Annotated in this window: 13 protein-coding genes; 4 read left to right on the forward strand and 9 right to left on the reverse strand. The window is 67.2% G+C overall.

Annotation, left to right across the window (positions count from 1 at the left end):
• Position 1: 1 nt before the first annotated feature.
• Entirely contained in the window at positions 2–997 is a 996-nt protein-coding gene (locus EV643_RS35945; RefSeq protein ID WP_133804679.1) for an NAD(P)/FAD-dependent oxidoreductase, read from the forward strand.
• A gap of 2 nt (positions 998–999) precedes the next feature.
• On the opposite strand, the gene EV643_RS35950 is transcribed toward EV643_RS35945, so the two are convergent.
• Positions 1,000–1,875: a PaaX family transcriptional regulator gene (locus tag EV643_RS35950; protein WP_202869910.1), complete on the reverse strand. Its 876-nt coding sequence runs from the start codon at positions 1,873–1,875 to the stop codon at positions 1,000–1,002.
• 78 nt (positions 1,876–1,953) lie between these two features.
• Positions 1,954–2,901 carry an AraC-like ligand-binding domain-containing protein gene (locus EV643_RS35955; RefSeq protein WP_166665709.1) on the reverse strand — a complete coding sequence of 316 codons (948 nt, stop codon included), beginning with the start codon at positions 2,899–2,901 and terminating at the stop codon, positions 1,954–1,956.
• A gap of 142 nt (positions 2,902–3,043) precedes the next feature.
• Between EV643_RS35955 and EV643_RS35960 the strand changes: the two genes are divergently transcribed.
• From EV643_RS35960 to EV643_RS35970, 3 genes are read left to right on the forward strand one after another with little or no spacing between them, the layout of a single operon-like run.
• Positions 3,044–4,588 (forward strand): GMC family oxidoreductase, encoded by a 1,545-nt coding sequence (locus tag EV643_RS35960; RefSeq protein WP_133804682.1) that lies wholly within the window; start codon positions 3,044–3,046, stop codon positions 4,586–4,588.
• Positions 4,585–6,048 (forward strand): benzaldehyde dehydrogenase, encoded by a 1,464-nt coding sequence (locus EV643_RS35965; RefSeq protein WP_133804683.1) that lies wholly within the window; start codon positions 4,585–4,587, stop codon positions 6,046–6,048. The genes EV643_RS35960 and EV643_RS35965 overlap by 4 nt, the downstream gene beginning before the upstream one ends.
• Positions 6,049–6,087: 39 nt before the next feature.
• The gene (locus EV643_RS35970) at positions 6,088–6,915 is read left to right on the forward strand and encodes an alpha/beta fold hydrolase (protein ID WP_133804684.1); all 828 of its coding nucleotides are present in this window, start codon (positions 6,088–6,090) and stop codon (positions 6,913–6,915) included.
• Between the two features lie 433 nt (positions 6,916–7,348).
• On the opposite strand, the gene EV643_RS35975 is transcribed toward EV643_RS35970, so the two are convergent.
• The 7 genes from EV643_RS35975 to EV643_RS36005 form a co-directional block, all read right to left on the reverse strand.
• Positions 7,349–7,540 carry a hypothetical protein gene (locus EV643_RS35975; protein WP_133804685.1) on the reverse strand — a complete coding sequence of 64 codons (192 nt, stop codon included), beginning with the start codon at positions 7,538–7,540 and terminating at the stop codon, positions 7,349–7,351.
• Positions 7,541–7,624: 84 nt separating this feature from the next.
• Complete coding sequence (locus EV643_RS35980; protein ID WP_133804686.1) at positions 7,625–9,235, reverse strand: GH32 C-terminal domain-containing protein; 1,611 nt, start codon at positions 9,233–9,235, stop codon at positions 7,625–7,627.
• Between the two features lie 280 nt (positions 9,236–9,515).
• Complete coding sequence (locus EV643_RS35985) at positions 9,516–10,604, reverse strand: glycoside hydrolase family 172 protein (protein WP_133804687.1); 1,089 nt, start codon at positions 10,602–10,604, stop codon at positions 9,516–9,518.
• A 15-nt stretch (positions 10,605–10,619) separates the two neighbouring features.
• On the reverse strand, positions 10,620–12,101 hold the full coding sequence (locus EV643_RS35990) for a glycoside hydrolase family 32 protein (RefSeq protein ID WP_133804688.1): 1,482 nt from the start codon (positions 12,099–12,101) through the stop codon (positions 10,620–10,622).
• Positions 12,098–13,531 carry a glycoside hydrolase family 32 protein gene (locus EV643_RS35995; RefSeq protein ID WP_133804689.1) on the reverse strand — a complete coding sequence of 478 codons (1,434 nt, stop codon included), beginning with the start codon at positions 13,529–13,531 and terminating at the stop codon, positions 12,098–12,100. The genes EV643_RS35990 and EV643_RS35995 overlap by 4 nt, the downstream gene beginning before the upstream one ends.
• A gap of 25 nt (positions 13,532–13,556) precedes the next feature.
• Complete coding sequence (locus EV643_RS36000) at positions 13,557–14,798, reverse strand: ABC transporter permease (protein ID WP_133804690.1); 1,242 nt, start codon at positions 14,796–14,798, stop codon at positions 13,557–13,559.
• A gap of 10 nt (positions 14,799–14,808) precedes the next feature.
• A complete protein-coding gene (locus tag EV643_RS36005) occupies positions 14,809–15,792 on the reverse strand; it encodes an ABC transporter permease (RefSeq protein ID WP_133804691.1) in 984 nt (327 codons plus the stop codon).
• Positions 15,793–15,796 lie beyond the last annotated feature (4 nt).

A 15,796-nucleotide genomic window follows, 5' to 3' on the forward strand; every position in this document is an offset into this window, starting at 1 on the left:
CATGAATGCCATCGAAGTCGATGTGCTGATCGTCGGCGCGGGCCCGGTCGGTCTGTTCGGCGCCTACTACGCGGGGGTGCGCGGTCTGCGGGTGGCTGTCGTCGACTCGCTGAGCCAGGTCGGCGGCCAGGTGAGTGCCATGTACCCGGAGAAGCAGATCTTCGACATCGCCGGATTCCCTGCGGTGTCCGGTCGCCGGCTGGTGGAGAACCTGGTGCGGCAGGCGTCGCGGTACAAGCCGATCTACCTGCTCGGCCAGGAGGCGCAGCAGCTGGATCGGGTCGCTCAGGACAGGTTGTTCGTCGTCAAGACCAGTGCTGGTACGGAGATCGCCGCCGGCGCCATTGTGGTGACCGGCGGGATCGGCACCTTCACGCCGCGCCCGTTGCCCGCCGGCGAGAGCTTCCTCGGCCGTGGCCTGGAGTACTTCGTCCCTTCCAGCGACGAGTACGCCGGACGCGACGTGGTCGTCGTCGGCGGTGGAGACAGCGCGGTCGACTGGGCCCTCATGCTCCACCCGGTCGCGGCCAGCGTCACCTTGGTCCACCGGCGCGAGGCATTCCGGGCGCACCATGGATCGGTCGAGCTCCTGCGCACGTCGCCAGTCGAGATCATCACCAACGCGCAGGTGACCGCGGCCTCGGGCAACGGGGAACTCGCCAGCATCGATGTCGCGGTCACCGGTGAGCCCGCGCCGAGGACCATCCGGTGCCAGCGACTGGTCGCCGCACTCGGCTTCACCGCAAACCTCGGGCCTTTGCGCGACTGGGGGTTCGAGCTGCACGACAACCGCCATCTGGTGGTCGACGCGGCGATGCGAACCAACGTTCCGGGCATCTTCGCCGCCGGCGACATCAGCGAGTACGACGGCAAGGTACGGCTGATCGCCGTCGGGTTCGGCGAAGTGGCGACGGCGGTCAACAACGCCGCGGTGCACCTCGATCCGGACGCGCAACTCTTCCCGGGTCACTCGACGGACAACCCGATGCCGGTCTGAGCCTAGGGCTTTGGGCCGCCCTCGGTGTCGAACGTGGACCAGGCCGACTGGGCGGCGCGATGCCAGCGGGCGTGCCGGTCGTGGAACGCCGCTGCCGCACGGGGGCCCGGCCAGTCGTGATCGAGTAGCTCGGCGGGCAGATCGGGATCCAGGAATGGGAAGCGTCGCCATTCGTGAACCATCTCGACCTGAGCGATGAACGCCTCGAGCGTGCCGTCGGCACGCCGGTCCTCGAAGTCGGCCAGGAACTGGAGGTACCGGTTCTCCACTTCTTCCAGATCCCACGCGTCGGCGAGCAGTCGGGCCTCGTCACCGATGCCGCCGGCTGGCCCGACCCAGGAGAACGCCTGCTTCTCCAGGCCGAGTTCGCGGATCACGGTCTGGACGTCGTCGTGTTTGCCGGCGTCCGGGCTGATCCAGAGCCCGGAGCCGGGGGAGCCGAGACCGAGCCAGGTCAGCCGGGTGCGCAGCCGGTGTCTGAGCTGTCGTTGTGTCTCCGGGATCGCGACCGTCACGACCAGCCAGCGACCGTCCCAAGGATGCCGCTCCCGCATGAACCCGTAGATCCGGCGGGTGCCCTCCTCGAGCAGGGTGCGGCCCTCGGTGGTGAGCTCCCACAGCACACGGCGGCCGTGCCTCGAGGACTCCAGCAACCCCTCCGCCGCGGTCCGGGTCAGGGCCTGCCGGGCCGCCTTCTCCTCCACGCCGAAGGCTGCCAGCGCTTCGACCAGCGTCGCGGTCCAGACCGAGTCACCGCGCGGGTGCACGAACTCGCCCAGCAAGGTCAGCAGCAGTGACCTGGCGCTGGCGGACCCGAGCTGGCGGCGCCTGTTCGGCGGCGCGGTCTGGGGCACTCCCGCGCTGCGCTGTGCGGGCACACGGACCTCCGATAGGTATACGACATGAGGCTGGCGGTACGGAACCGATTGTGTCATGCGTGGAGGTCCGCGGGCTGCTCATTCCTCCGGTTCGTGACCTCGCAGCGTCCGTGAGCGGGACGGGGTCATTCCGAAGCGAGCGCGGAACGCGCGGGTGAAGTGTGCCTGGTCGGTGAAGCACCAGCGGGCCGCGAGCGCGGCGATGCTGCGATTGGCCAGCAGTGGGTCCGCGAGATCGCGGTGGACCGCTTCCAGGCGGAGTGACCTGATCTGGTCGGTCACCGTCCGTGGCTCGTGCTCGAACAGCCGGTGGAGGGTACGTGGGCCCAGGTGGTGGGCGGCCGCGACCTGGTTGTGTGACAGGCCGGAATCGGCGAGATGGTTCCGGATGTATCCGAGGATCTGCAGCCGGAGTGCGTCCGCGGTGTCCTCGTGCGCCATCAGGGCCGACTCGCTCAGGGTCGCGGCGACCAGGTGAAGGCCCGCCTCGCCGAGCCGCTCGGCCGCTGCCTGATGAACCGTGCCACCTGCCACGGCCGATGCCACGAAGCCGGCCAGGACCGTTCCGGGCCCCTCGTTCAAGGCGTAGGCGTGATGCATCGCCGCCGCGACGATCGGCTCGGGCAGGCCCAGTGCGTACCGTGGGAACGCCATCACCGCGCAGGTCCAGGTTTGCTCCAGCCGCAGCTCGTACGGCTTACCGGTGTCGTAGATGGCCATTTGCCCGGGTTCGAGAACCACCTCCCGGTCGCCCTGGCGAACCGTCGCCCGCCCGGCCTGTTGCACGCAGAGCTTGTAGAGGTCGATCGGCACGGCCCGGATCGCGGTGGGTGTCCGGCGGACGATCTGCGGGGTGCCGCTCACCTGGTAGGCGGCCACCGAGCCAAGGTGCTGCCCGGCGAACCGGCCGTCCAGGGACCGCTCGCCGATCGCCACCGGCGTCAGTTGCCCGAACGCGCCGCCGAGTTCCGCCCGCCATGCCTCCGCGCGGCCCGACAGGGCCGAGTGGGGCATGTCGACCGGCATCCGTTCCTCCCGACAGAGGGGATGACGTGTCGTCATCCGGCAAGAACCGTGGCGCGAAAAGTCAACACCAACGTAACAGATCTGACAAGACTGTGTAGCAGATCAAGGCTGTGTTGCCCTTCAAGGACTGCGGAGGTACCTGATGTCCACCCACTACGACTACGTGGTGATCGGGGCGGGCTCGGCCGGCTGCGTACTCGCCGCAAGGCTGTCGGAGGACGGCGACGCGCGAGTTCTGCTGCTGGAATCGGGACCGCCCGATGTCAAACCGGAGATCTCCGTGCCGCCCGCCTGGCCGGCGCTGTGGGGAACCGAGGTCGACTACTCGTACGACACCGTCGCGCAACCAGGTACCGGAGGTGCCGTCCACAACTGGCCGCGCGGCCGGACCCTCGGCGGTTCGAGCAGCATCAACGCGATGGTCTACCTGCGGGGCCATCCGGCCGACTTCGACGCGTGGGCCAAGGCCGGCTGCGTCGGTTGGGACTACGACTCGCTGGTGCCGTACTTCCGACGTATGGAGACTGTCAGCGGCCGGAACGCCCAGTTCCGTGGCGACAGCGGCCCGATGTTCCCGGCGCCGTCGGCCCAGCCGAATCCGCTGTCCCAGGTCTTCCTCGACGCGGCGGCCGCGGCCGGTTACCCCCTGACCGAAGACTTCAACGGTGCGGTGGCCGAAGGCGCCGGCTGGCACGACCTGTCGATCTCGGGCGGTCAACGGCAGAGTACGGCGGCCGCGTACCTCGCCCCGATCCGGGGCAGCCGTCCGAACCTCACCATCTCGACGGAGTCCCGTGCCCGGCGGCTGCTGTTCAGCGGCACCCGCTGTACCGGAGTCGAGTTCGAGCGGGGCGGACAACTGGTGACCGCCAACGCCGACGTCGAGGTCATCGTCAGTAGCGGGGCCGTGGACTCACCTCGGCTGCTCTTGCTGTCGGGTATCGGTCCGGCCGACGACCTCGACCGGGCCGACGTCTCGGTGGTCCACGATCTGCCCGGTGTCGGCCGCAACCTGCACGACCACCCGTTGTGCGGAGTGGTGTACGAGGCGAGCCAGGAGATTCCGGCCGGCCTGACCAACCATGCCGAGGTGTCGATGCAATGGCGGAGCGATCCGACACTGCCAGGGCCCGACATGCAGCTGATGTTCATCCACGTGCCGTTTCATCCGCCGACCCTGCAGGCGCCACCGAACAGCTTCACCTTCGGCATCGCGACGGTGCCCGAAGCCCGCGGGTCCGTCCGAATCAGTGGCCCGGATCCGGAGACACCGCCGCTCATCGACCCGAACTACCTCGGCGCGGAGTCCGACGTACGGCGGATCGTGCACGGCATCGAGGTCGCCCGGGAGCTGGCGGCGACCGAGCCTTTCGCCGCGTGGCGCGGTCGTGAGGTGCTGCCCGGCTCCGACGTGTCGGATCTGCGCGACTTCGCAGCCCGGGGGACCGGTACCTACTACCACCCGGTCGGCACCTGCGCGATGGGCATCGGGGCCGACGCCGTCGTGTCCCCCGATCTGCGGGTGCACGGCCTCGACGGCCTCAGAGTGGCCGACGCCTCGGTGATGCCGAGGATCGTCTCGGTCAACACCAACGCCGCCACGATCATGATCGCCGAGAAGGCCGCGGACCTGATCCGCACATCCACAGTGCAGAAGCAGACAGATCAGATGGAGAGTGCGCGATGACCGAACTCCTCGACCAGGTCGACTGGCAGGGCAAGCTCTACAGCAATGGATGGCGGGACGCGAGCGGCGGCGTACTCGACAGCACCGAGCCGGCCACTGGCGCCGTACTCGGGCAGGTCGGTCAGGCCGACGCCGCGGATGTGGCTGCCGCGACCGCACGCGCGGCGGAGGCACAGCCTTCCTGGGCAGAACAGACCGGGCCGGCTCGTGCCGCACTGATCCGCAGGGCGGCCGCGATTCTGAGCGACAACCGCGCGGAGTTCGAACGATGGTTGGTGCGCGAGGGTGGCGCCGTACCGGGCAAGGCGGCCTTCGAGGTCGAGCTTGTGCTCGGGGAGCTGTGGGAAGCCGCCGCGCTGCCGACGCAGCCGTGGGGGCATTTGCTGCCGACGAGCGAGCCGGGTCGCGAGAGCATCGCGCGCCGAGTGCCTCTTGGTGTGGTCGGCGTCATCAGTCCGTGGAACTTCCCGCAGATCCTGTCGGTGCGGGCCATCGCGCCCGCGCTCGCCCTCGGCAATGCGGTGGTCCTGAAGCCGGACGCTCAGACCGCCATCTCCGGCGGCGCTCTGGTGGCAAGACTCTTCGAGGCTGCCGGTCTGCCGGACGGCCTGCTGCACGTGCTACCGGGTGACGCCGAGCCCGGTGCGGCGCTGGCCGCCGATCCGAGCGTTGCCATGATCGCCTTCACCGGTTCGACCGCGGTTGGTCGCGAGGTCGGGGCTGTCGCGGGCCGGACGCTGAAGCGGGTCTCGCTCGAGCTCGGCGGCAACAACGCGCTCATCGTTCTCGACGACGCGGACCTCGAAGTGGCGAGTTCGGCCGGTGCCTGGGGCGCCTTCCTGCACCAGGGCCAGGTCTGCATGACGGCAGGACGCCACATCGTTCTCGAGTCGATCGCGGACGAGTACCTCGAGCGGCTCGCGAAGCGTGCGGCGAACCTGCCGGTCGGCGATCCGCACACCGAGCAGGTCGCCCTCGGCCCGCTCATCAACGAGCGTCAACTGGCCAACGTGGACCGCATCGTCACCGAAACCGTTGCCGCGGGCGCCGAGATCCGTGCCGGGGGCAACTACGAGCGGCTGTTCTACCAGCCGACCGTGCTCGCCGGCGTCACGACCACCATGCCGGCCTTTCGCGAAGAGATCTTCGGTCCGGTCGCTCCGGTCGTCGTCGTTCGCGACGAGGCCGAGGCCGTGCGGGTTGCCAACGACACCGAGTACGGACTCGTCGCTGCCATCCAGACCGGCTCGGTCGACCGCGGCCTGGACCTCGCCCGCGGGCTCCGGACCGGGATCGTCCACGTGAACGACCAGACCCTGAACAACGACGCCTACGCACCCTTCGGCGGTACCGGTGCCTCGGGCAACGGAAGCCGGTTCGGCTCACAAAGCAGCTGGGACGAGTTCACCCAGTGGCAGTGGGTCACTTCTCGCAAGGAGGCGCACGGCTTCCCGTTCTGACGCCGTACCGTCCATCCCCTGTGAAACCGAGGAGGCCCTGTGCCCGCCCTTGAGGTGCCCGGAGCAACGTTGAGTTACCGCATGGCGGGCCAGGGTCCTCCGCTCGTTCTTGTCCACGGCTCAGGAACGGACCGGACGACCTGGGACGGCGTCGTCGGGGAACTCGCTCGTGACCGCCGTGTGGTGACCTATGACCGTCGTGGCTATGGGCAGTCCCGGCACAAGCCGGTTCGTGATCACCGCGTCCACGCACGCGATCTGACAGCGGTCCTCGAGAAGGTGGCCGGGGAACCCGCCGCGGTCGTGGCATGGAGTTCGGGCGGGAACATCGCCCTGGCGGCTGCGGCCCGGCACCCCGAACTGTTCTCTGCGCTGATCGTCGTCGAGGCGCCCTTTCACGGAATCCGCCACGCCGACCGATCGGTGCTCGCCACAGCGTTGCGACTCAAGTTCACTCAGCTGCGCGGCAGACGGCTGGAGGCAGCAGAAACCTTCTTCCGCTTCGGATCCGCCCTGCGGTCCGGCGGCAACAGCTATGACGATGCCCCTGAAGACGTCCGCGAGAACCTGCGGGCGAACGCCGAGCCCGTGCTCGCGGAATGGGATCCGCATCCCTTCGGCGTCATGCACGAGCACCTGCCGCTGCGCTCGGTGGTCCGATTGCCGTTGCCCGTGACATGGATCCTCGGCACGGAGAGTTCGCCGTGGATCGCCGGCTTGCACGATCGCGTCGTACGGCGTCGACCGGACATCCGCACGGTCTTGGTTCCAGGAGCGGGGCACCTCGTTCACCTCGACCGGCCGAACGAGTTCATCGCGGCCGTACGAGAGAGCTGGGCGCCGCTAGCTTCGGCCCCACCGCGCTGAGATGCAGCGGCATGGCATCGGCAGAGTCAGGCGTCGTCGCTGGAGCTCGTTTCCCGGAGCCCGGGCGAGCGCTCCAATGCGACGGCGAGCGCCAGAGGGTGCTGTTGACGACCAGGCCTGATGATGCCAATCTTCATGCCCGTGGGTAGAGCCTGACCTGCCGCCGGAGCTCGGCCCTAGCTCAAGGAGTTCGTGGTGGCGTAGTCGGCCTGGTGATTACCGTTGCTGACGGCAATCCCTGATTGCTCATTCGTCGTCTGCCTGCCACGAGCAGCACCGGGCGGCCACATCAGTGCCGCCCGGAAGGCTGAAACAATTGTTTCAGTGTCCGAGGAGGAACACGCACCTTGACCACATCCATATAGCTCAACGCCTGACTGAGAGTCGGATGCGTCATTAGGTGCATTGGGCACTGGCGATCGGACGTGCTGCTTTAGGCGGTGTGGTTGGTGATGGTTGTGGTGAGGACGTCGCTGACGGTGTCGAGGGGGTCCAGGGTGACCCATTCGGTGGTGGCGCGCTCCGGCTCCTGACCTCGGCGAATCCGGAGGGCGATGGGTTGTGTGTTCGTACCCGACTGCAGGAAGATCTGGCCGTAGGTGTTTGCGACATGCTGCCTCCGCACTCGACACCGGTCACGAGCTGCTGTCTTGCGGCGCGGCGGCCAGCAGCTCGTGACCAGTCTTGAAGGGTCGCGGCGGTGTCGCCTTCAGTCGACGCGCAGCTCGCGGATCGTGAGGTCGCGGAAGGTCGCCTCTCCGTCGTTGACGAACAGCCGGATGCGGTCATCGCCTGGCAGTGGGAAGGCACGATGGGAGTGCACGTCACGGCCGTCGTCGATGAAGTACTCGACGCTCGATTGGTCGACGAGTACGCGGATCGCCAGTCGACCCGCCTTGGGGTCGATGGGCGTCTGCGACTCGCCGCCAGTCGGGTTCACGGTCGGGCGCCGATTGACGTAGGCGTAGGGTCCGTTGAGGAAGGCGCCGACTGCAACGTGGCGGCCGCCTTCCGGTCCGCGACGCAGCTCGAAGCCGATGTTCGATGGCGCCGACGCAGGATCCCACTCGAGCTCGCACGACAGCTCGTATGCGGTGGCTCGGACGTCGATGTCGCGCACACCGGAGAGCCGTACGTCGCCGATCCGGTGCGTGCGAGTCACATAGTCGTGCAGTGCTGCCGTGGGCGACGAGGCGAGCGCGTAGCCTGCGCCGGTCCGCAGCAGCCGGACGTCCCGCGTGATCATGTCGTCGCCGTTGTAGCCGTCGGTTACGAGCGAGGGGGTGTTGTGCGGGTAGTCCCAGAAGTTGGCCCAGCCGATCGCGTGCCGGAGCGCTGGGTCCTCGTTCCCGTCTGCGTCATGCTGCGGATAGGTGACGGCACCGTAGAAGTCGAAGCCGCGGTCGAGCCACTGCGGTTCGTCGGCGTCGGGTACGAAGGACGTGCCGTCGAATGTTCCCGTCCAGTACGCGTATGTAGCGGGTAGACCGCGAGCCTTGCCGTTCGCGCTGACGCCGAGCACCCAGTGCTGCGTGCCGTCGTCCGCGGTCATCTTGAACAGGTCGGGGCACTCCAGCAGGCCGATGTCCGTGCGCACGAACTCGCCTACAGACTGCCATGAGTGCAGGTCGGGCGAGGCATAGAAGCCGATGCGTTGCCCCTCGGCGTTGGCGAGGATCCAGCGCGAGCGGTCGGTATCCCAGATGATCTTCGGGTCGCGGAAGTCGCGAACGCCGGGATTCGGCAGCACCGGGTCGGTCGGACCGGGCTGGAAGGTGCGGCCGCCGTCTGTCGAGTACCACAGGTACTGCGCCTGCACGCCCTTTGGCGCCTGCGTGACGAGCGCGATGACCGCGCCGCGCCCGTAGCCGGCCGTACCGTGCTCGTCGACGACGAGGCTGCCCGACCAGCAGTCGCCGTTGCCGTCGCTGCTCTTCGGGATTGCGATGCCGCGGTCGCGGAACCGCACGTGGTCGCGCGTCGTCGCGAGCCGCCAGGCGGTGCCTGGCCCGCCGTCGATGTAGTCGGCGTTGTACAGGTAGTAGTACAGGTATTCGCCATTGAGGTAGATGGGCCGCTGGGGGTCGTTCTTCCAGTTGTCGGGCACACTGAAGTGGAACGCCGGGCGGTAGCTTGGCCCGCCGGCTCTACCGGGTGCGCCCGCTGGTTCGCCCGGTCTGCCGGGTGCGCCCGCCGGTCCGCTCGGTCCGGGCGCGGCGTTTGCCGGCGCGCTGAAGAACACTGCGGCCGCGCCGCCCAGCGCGAGGCCGCCGACGCTTGCCACCACGCCGCGGCGGGAAATGTGCTGGGGATGGGTCATCGGATCGCCTTTCGGGTTGCTTGCACTGCGTGGGTGTTGCGGCGCGGCTCACGGGTCAGATGCCGCGCCGTACCTGCTTGACGCACTCCAGGCGCCGGTCTCGAGCCGCGTGACACCGGACCGCCGAGCGCACCAACCGCGACATTCAGTGGTGGCCGCCTTCCCCACGCAGCGGCGCTGGTGGTAGTCGGCGCTGTGTAGGCAGTAGAAATCCCGTACCTGGCGTCTCTGCGGATTGTTTGTTCGGCGGTGAAGTGATGTCTGCTGCGCTTGCCGTCGGTCAGCGTGGCCTCCGCTCGTTTCTGCTGGGGAATGGTGGGAACGGCGCATGTGGCTCGATCTGGTACCAGTAGGCGACGGACGAGACGTCGTCGCTGCGCTCGAACAGGTCCGGTCCGACCTGGCCGATCTGCTGGATGGTGACGCGCAGATCGTGCTCGAAGTGGATCGGGTCCGGGAGGTGCCACCGGTACATGCCATGCACGGGCGCCATCGCGGTCGCGTACACCGCCTGTTTCGAGGTGTCGCGGGTGGCGTATTGCGGGTACCCGGAGAAGGGTGCGCTGAAGGTGAGGACGTGGGGCTCGACGGTGGAGCTCAGCTGATCTTGGAAGGCCCAGGCGCCGCCGGCGTAGTCCTCGGTGCCCGTTCCGCAGATCGTGGGGTGCTCATCGTCGCCGTCGATATAGAACTTCACCTCGCCCTCGCCCCACCAATAGCGCTCGAGGGCGGTGATGCTGAGAAAGGTGCCGACGTAGGCTCCGCGGCCGCGGACGCCGTCCAGGATGGTGTAGTCGATACCCGGTTGGGTGGCGTTTTGCCGTCGCCATTGGGCATGAAACCGACCGGTGTCGGCGGGCAAGGACTCGCCGAGCTGATAGTCGATCTGGAAGAAGAATCCGCCGATTTCTACCGGATGTTCGTTGGTGATCGTGATCCGCGCGGAGGTCCCGAACGGCATGGGGAAGTAGCAGTTCATGCCGCCGGTCGGCGCGACTGTGATCGGCGCCGATGTGACTAGCGCCCGGGTTCCCGCGCCACAGCAGAAGAAGTCGCCGATGGGGACCTCGACCGACGGGGTGTCTTCGCCGTCCCAGTAGGCGCGCAGGACGAGGTCGCGGAGGACGAAACCGACCGCGTCGGTGTGGTCGGGCAGGGTGAACCAGAGGTGGGTGATCCGGCCGCTGCCCTCGATCTGGGCGAGCTCGGTTGTTTCGCCCGCGGGCAGGGTCAGGCACGGCCTGCCCTTCCGCCCGGCGCCGAGCTGTGAAGTTGCCTGGCCGCCGGCGCCTTTGGATCCGGTCGGGTTCTCGGCGGTGATCGAGCGGCTGACCACGCCCGGCCGGATGAGTGGTGCGAACTCGTACAAGTCGTTGTCTCCTTGTCAGGGCCGCAGTGGGCGCGGGCCGGTCCAGATGTCGGCCATGGTCCAGGCGTCGAGTTGCTCAAGCCGGACAGGGCCGCCCGAAACGAGCAGGGATACGCCTGTGGCGTCCGACCGGGTGGGATAGATCCGCGCGGTGAGAGCCCGGCCGTTGGCGAAGATCTCCAGCACTGAGTGGTCGATGATGATCCGGACTTCCACTTGCCCGTCGACCGGGATCGGTAGTGCGCCTGCAAGCGGTGTCCGGTCGACGTCGGGATCCTGGCTGCTGTTCGCGCGGTCGAGATGAAGTTCGCCGGCTGTTCGGTCCAGGGAGATGACCGTGCGTTCGGAGCCGTCCGGTGAGCAGCGAATCGCGATTTCGGCGCGCGCGCCGTCGGGAATGACGAGCCTTGCATGGATGTCTAGTTGGTCGCCTGCGATGTCGTGTAGGTCGATGGCTGGTCCGGGCTCGAGCGTCTGCGGCTGCACGGGCACGTGGTCGCGTCGTAGCGCCGTGATCTCCGTGACGGGTGCCTGAACGAGTTGGCCGTCGCTGCCGATGGTCAGCTGTCTTGGAAGCGACATCGCGCCGGACCAGCCAGCCCGCTGGGTGGCGGCCTCGGTCCGGCCTTCCTGGATCCAGCCAAAGGCAATCCGGCGCCCGTTGGAGTCCGTCATCGACTGCGGGGCGTAGAAGTGGCGCAGGCCGTAGTCGAGCTGGTGCAGCGAGGCGGCGATGAATTTGCCGTCGGCGTAGTCGCCGACGTAGTAGGCCGGGTAGTGCGTCGTCTCGTTGTCCCAGACCGAGAAGAGCAGGATGTGACGCTCGCCGAGCGCGAATAGATCGACGCATTCCCACATGGTTCCGGTCCACAGCGTGCCCGGCACGTCGACATCGGCGGAGTGCAGCGGGCCCTCGTATTGCCAGTCGCGCAGGTCGGGGGAGGTGTAGTGCAACGCCGCCCCTCCGCGCCCGGTGATGCCGGCGCCGATGAGCTGGTGCCACTGGCCGCCTTCGTACCAGACGCAGTGGTCACGGTAGGCGACCAGGTCGAGGTCGCTCGGAGTTTCGGGAATCACCGGGTTGCCGGGCTCTTTGCGCCAGCTGCGTAGGGTTGGATCACCGGTGGCCAGGCAGGCGCGTTCTGCGCCGTCGCGGCGGCCTGAGTAGATCAGGGTGGGGACGCCGCCGTCGTTCACGAGGACGCCGGACCAGCAGCCGTCCGCGTCGGGTCCATCCTCTGGGGCGAGGGCGATTGGTTCGTCGTGCCAATGCACGAGATCTTTGCTCACGGCGTGGCCCCAGTGGATGCGCTCGTGCCGCGTGGAGTCGGGGTTGTATTGGTAGAAGAGGTGGTACGTGTCGCCCCACTGGGTGACGCCGTTGGGGTCGTTCAGCCAGCCGCCGGGCGACACGAAGTGGAACCGCGGCCGGTGGGGGTCCAGCCAGGCCAGCTCGCCGAGGTCGGCAGCCTTCGGGAGCTCGGTCTCGTGCGTCATCGCACTCCTCGCCGCAGGCTCGGAGCGGTGGCGGTGACGGTGGCGCCATCTGCGTACAACCCGACCCGTCCTGGTCGTGAGGTGTAGAGCCGTCCGCTGAGCGCGACCTGGTCGTCGACGTAGGCGACCAGGGCAGTTCCGTCGACGACGATGCGGTACCGGATTGGGATGCCTGGCTGGATGTGGAGTGGCCGGTCGAGTTCGGGCATGTGGTCGACGTACCAGTCGCGGTAGCCGCCGATCTTCCCGAATTGGACAGCCTGTCGGTCGGGATTGAAGCGCAGGAAGTATCCGGTGTCGCCGGTGGCATCGACTCGTAGGAGGACACCCGCTTCGCCAGCGTTCTTGTTGAAGGTGAGTTCCCCCTCGATGAGGCAGCTCGCCGGCATGTCTTCGCCATAGGCCGCCGTGTAGGCATGGGGGGAGTCCGCGCGGTAGCCCTGTGGTGTGGAGACCCAGTTTGAGCCATTCAGCTGAAGTTCCTGCCGGCTCGGCTGCCAGAACGCAGCCGCCAGGGTCTGGGGCATCCGGACACCTAGGGTTCCGTCGTCGTTCTGCACGATCTCGTGCACAGTGAGGTTGCCGCCCCACTGCCAGTCGCCGCCGTCGGCGTCGCCCACCTTGCTTGGGTTCCAGCCGAACAGGTATCTGCGGCCTTGCTCGTCCCCGGCGGATTTCGCGGCGTAGAAGGCACGGTTGTCGAACAGGTTGTCGAACGGCGTGAGCCATGGTCCTTGCAGTGAACGGCTCATCGCGTACCGGGTGGCGGTGCGTGTGGTGTATTCGGAGAACACCAGGTAGTACCAATCGCCCATCCGGAAGAGGTCCGGGCACTCGTGACCGTGATACCGGCCCGGAGCGTAGAACGGCTTCTCGACAGTCCAGTTCGTCAGATCATCGCTGGTGAGGAGCGCTGTGCAGCCTCGGCGGGAGACAGGACCGCTCGCCGTACGTGCAGCGATCAGCATGTTGTAACGACCGGTGTCGGGGTCCTGGTAGACGAACGGGTCGCGCCAGTCGTGGCGCTCGTAGAGCGTCTCGTCGGCGTAGGACACTTCGCCAGCCACCTTGGTCCAGCTGATCAGGTCCTTGCTGGTGGCGTGGAGGATGGCCTGCTCGCGGTGGACGGCGTCGCGAAAGTATGGGTTGATTCCGGTGTAGAAGATGTGATGCAGCCCGTCGTCATCGGTGATGACCGACCCGGTGGCGACGGTGAGGTCCTGGTCGTCGATGGTCTCCTTCGACAGCGCTTCGCCGTGGTCGGTGAAGGTGACGAAGTCGTCGGTCGAGACGTGATGCCACGGGCTGCCGATGCCGTAGGAGTCCTTGTCTCGATAGTCCCTGAGGTAGAACACGTGGTAGCGACCGTCGGCGTAGAAAGGGATGCAGTCGCCGACGACACCGGGGACGGGCTTGTGAAAGATCTGCATGGAGGTTTCCCAACCGTTCGAGGGCTCAGCGTGAGTACGGGTCGGCGGCGTCGCGGAGGCCGTCGCCGACGAAGTTGAACAAGACGACGGCGAACACCAGGAAGGCGGCCGGCGCGAGGAGCCAGGGGTAGTTCGCCACGACGGTGACATCCTGGGCTTGCTGCAGCAGGGTTCCCCAACTGACGTCCGGGGCGCTGATGCCTAGCCCAAGGAAGCTCAGCGTGGTCTCGCCGAGGATCATGCCCGGGATCGCGAGGGTGACGTGGACGACGAGGAAGCTGGTCACACCCGGCAGCAGGTGTCTGCGGATGATGGACAGGTGCCCGGCCGAGGAGATTCGTGCGGCCGTCACGTAGTCCTCTTCGCGCAGCGACATCACTTTGCCGCGCACCACGCGCGCCAGCCCGGTCCAGCCGACCAGGGAAAGGATCAAGGTGATCGCGAAGTAGGTCTGGATTCCTGACCAGCCCTGTGGGATCGCCGCGGACAACGCCATCCACAGAGGGATCAACGGGATGCTGATGAGGAAGTCGATCAGCCGCTGGATCACAGAGTCGGCCAGCCCTCCGAAGTACCCCGAGATCCCACCGAGCACGACGCCCAGCACGAAACTGAGCGCTACACCGCCAAGGCCGATCAGCAGTGAAACCCGGGAGGCATGGACCAACCGGGAGAACAGATCCCGGCCCAAGTGGTCACTGCCCAGCAGGAACACCGGTCGCCCTTCGGTGCCGAAGAGCCGGTGCTCCATTGACACCACGCCGGCGAGCTTGTACGGCTCCGTCTTCACGAACAGCTTGATCGGATAACGCTGCGCTTCCTCGGGCACCTTCTGCTCGTACTGGAACGTTTCCTGGTTCAGCTCGTTCCGCGTCTCGTAGATGAAGGGCCGGTGCCAATTGCCCTGCTGGTCCATCAGGTGCACACGGGTGGGCGCGGTGTACTGCGCGTCGTCGAACCGCTGGAGCTTGTCGTAGGGCGCGACGAAGTCGGCGAACAGCGCGATGCCGTACAAGGCTGCGAGCAGGATCAGACTCGCGGTCGCGAGGCGGTGCTTGGTGAACCTCGCGCGCACCAGTCGCGCTTGCGATGCCTCCCTCAGCCGCTCTTCGATCCGCCGCTGACGCCGACCGCGTGCCGACCTCTGCTCCTTGAGCAGTTCAGCGCCACGGCGGTTGACGTAGTGCCGGTCGGCTCGGCTTCTGGTCTGCCTTTTGCCGGAGCCCCCGGATGGGGGTTGGGGTTTGTGAGTTGCTGTCTCGGTCATCGCGTGCACCTCACTCGTACCGGATGCGCGGATCGACGACGGCCAGAAGGACGTCGGATGCCAGCGTCCCGATGACCGTGAGCGCGCTCAGGATCATCACCAGCGCCCCGGTGAGGTACATGTCTTGGGACAGGATGGCCTCGAGAAGCACCGGCCCGGTTGTCGGGATATTGAGGACCTTCGAGACGACGACCTCGCCGCCCACCAAGGCCGGCAGCATCCACCCGATCGTGGAGATCAGGGGGTTGATAGCGATCCTCACTGGGTAGCGCATGACCAGCTTCCATTCCGGCATGCCCTTTGACCGCGCCGTGGTGACGTACTGCTTCTTGACCTCGTCCAGCAGTGACGCCCGCAGCACCCGGATCACCCCTGCCGCGCTGGTCACTGCCAGAACCAGCAGCGGCAGCCACAGGTTCTTGAGCATGTCGACGAACTTCGCCACCGACCACGGCGCGGCCCGGTACTCCGGCGAGAACATGCCGGTCACAAGCCACCCGGTCTTCTCGTAGACCACGTACATCAGCACCAGGGCGAGGAGGAATCCGGGGACGGCCAGCCCGACGAAGCTGATGAAAGTGAACAGGTGATCCCAGACCGAGTACTGCCGCAGCGCGGAGTAGATGCCTATCGGGACGGCGATCACCCAGGTCAGCAGCATCGCGGCCAAGGCGATGCCGACGGTGCGCGGTACTCGCTCCTTCAAGATGTCGCCGACCGGGCGGTCGTAGAGGAACGAGTTGCCGAAGTCGCCCTGGGCGATGTGCTTGACCCAGATGCCGTACTGGATGTACACGGGCCTGTCCAGGCCGTACTGGGCTTCGATCGCGGCACGCTGCCCCTGGTTGACCGTGCCGCCCTGAACCTCCAGGTTGCGCACGTAGGTATCGACGAAGTCGCCCGGGGGGAGCTGGATCACCGCGAACGACACGACCGAGATCAGGAACAGGAACGGGATGAGCATCAGCAGACGGCGGAGCACGAACCGAGCCATCAGA

Origin of the sequence: Kribbella caucasensis (genome assembly GCF_004361855.1) — a bacterium.
Lineage (GTDB): Bacteria > Actinomycetota > Actinomycetes > Propionibacteriales > Kribbellaceae > Kribbella > Kribbella caucasensis.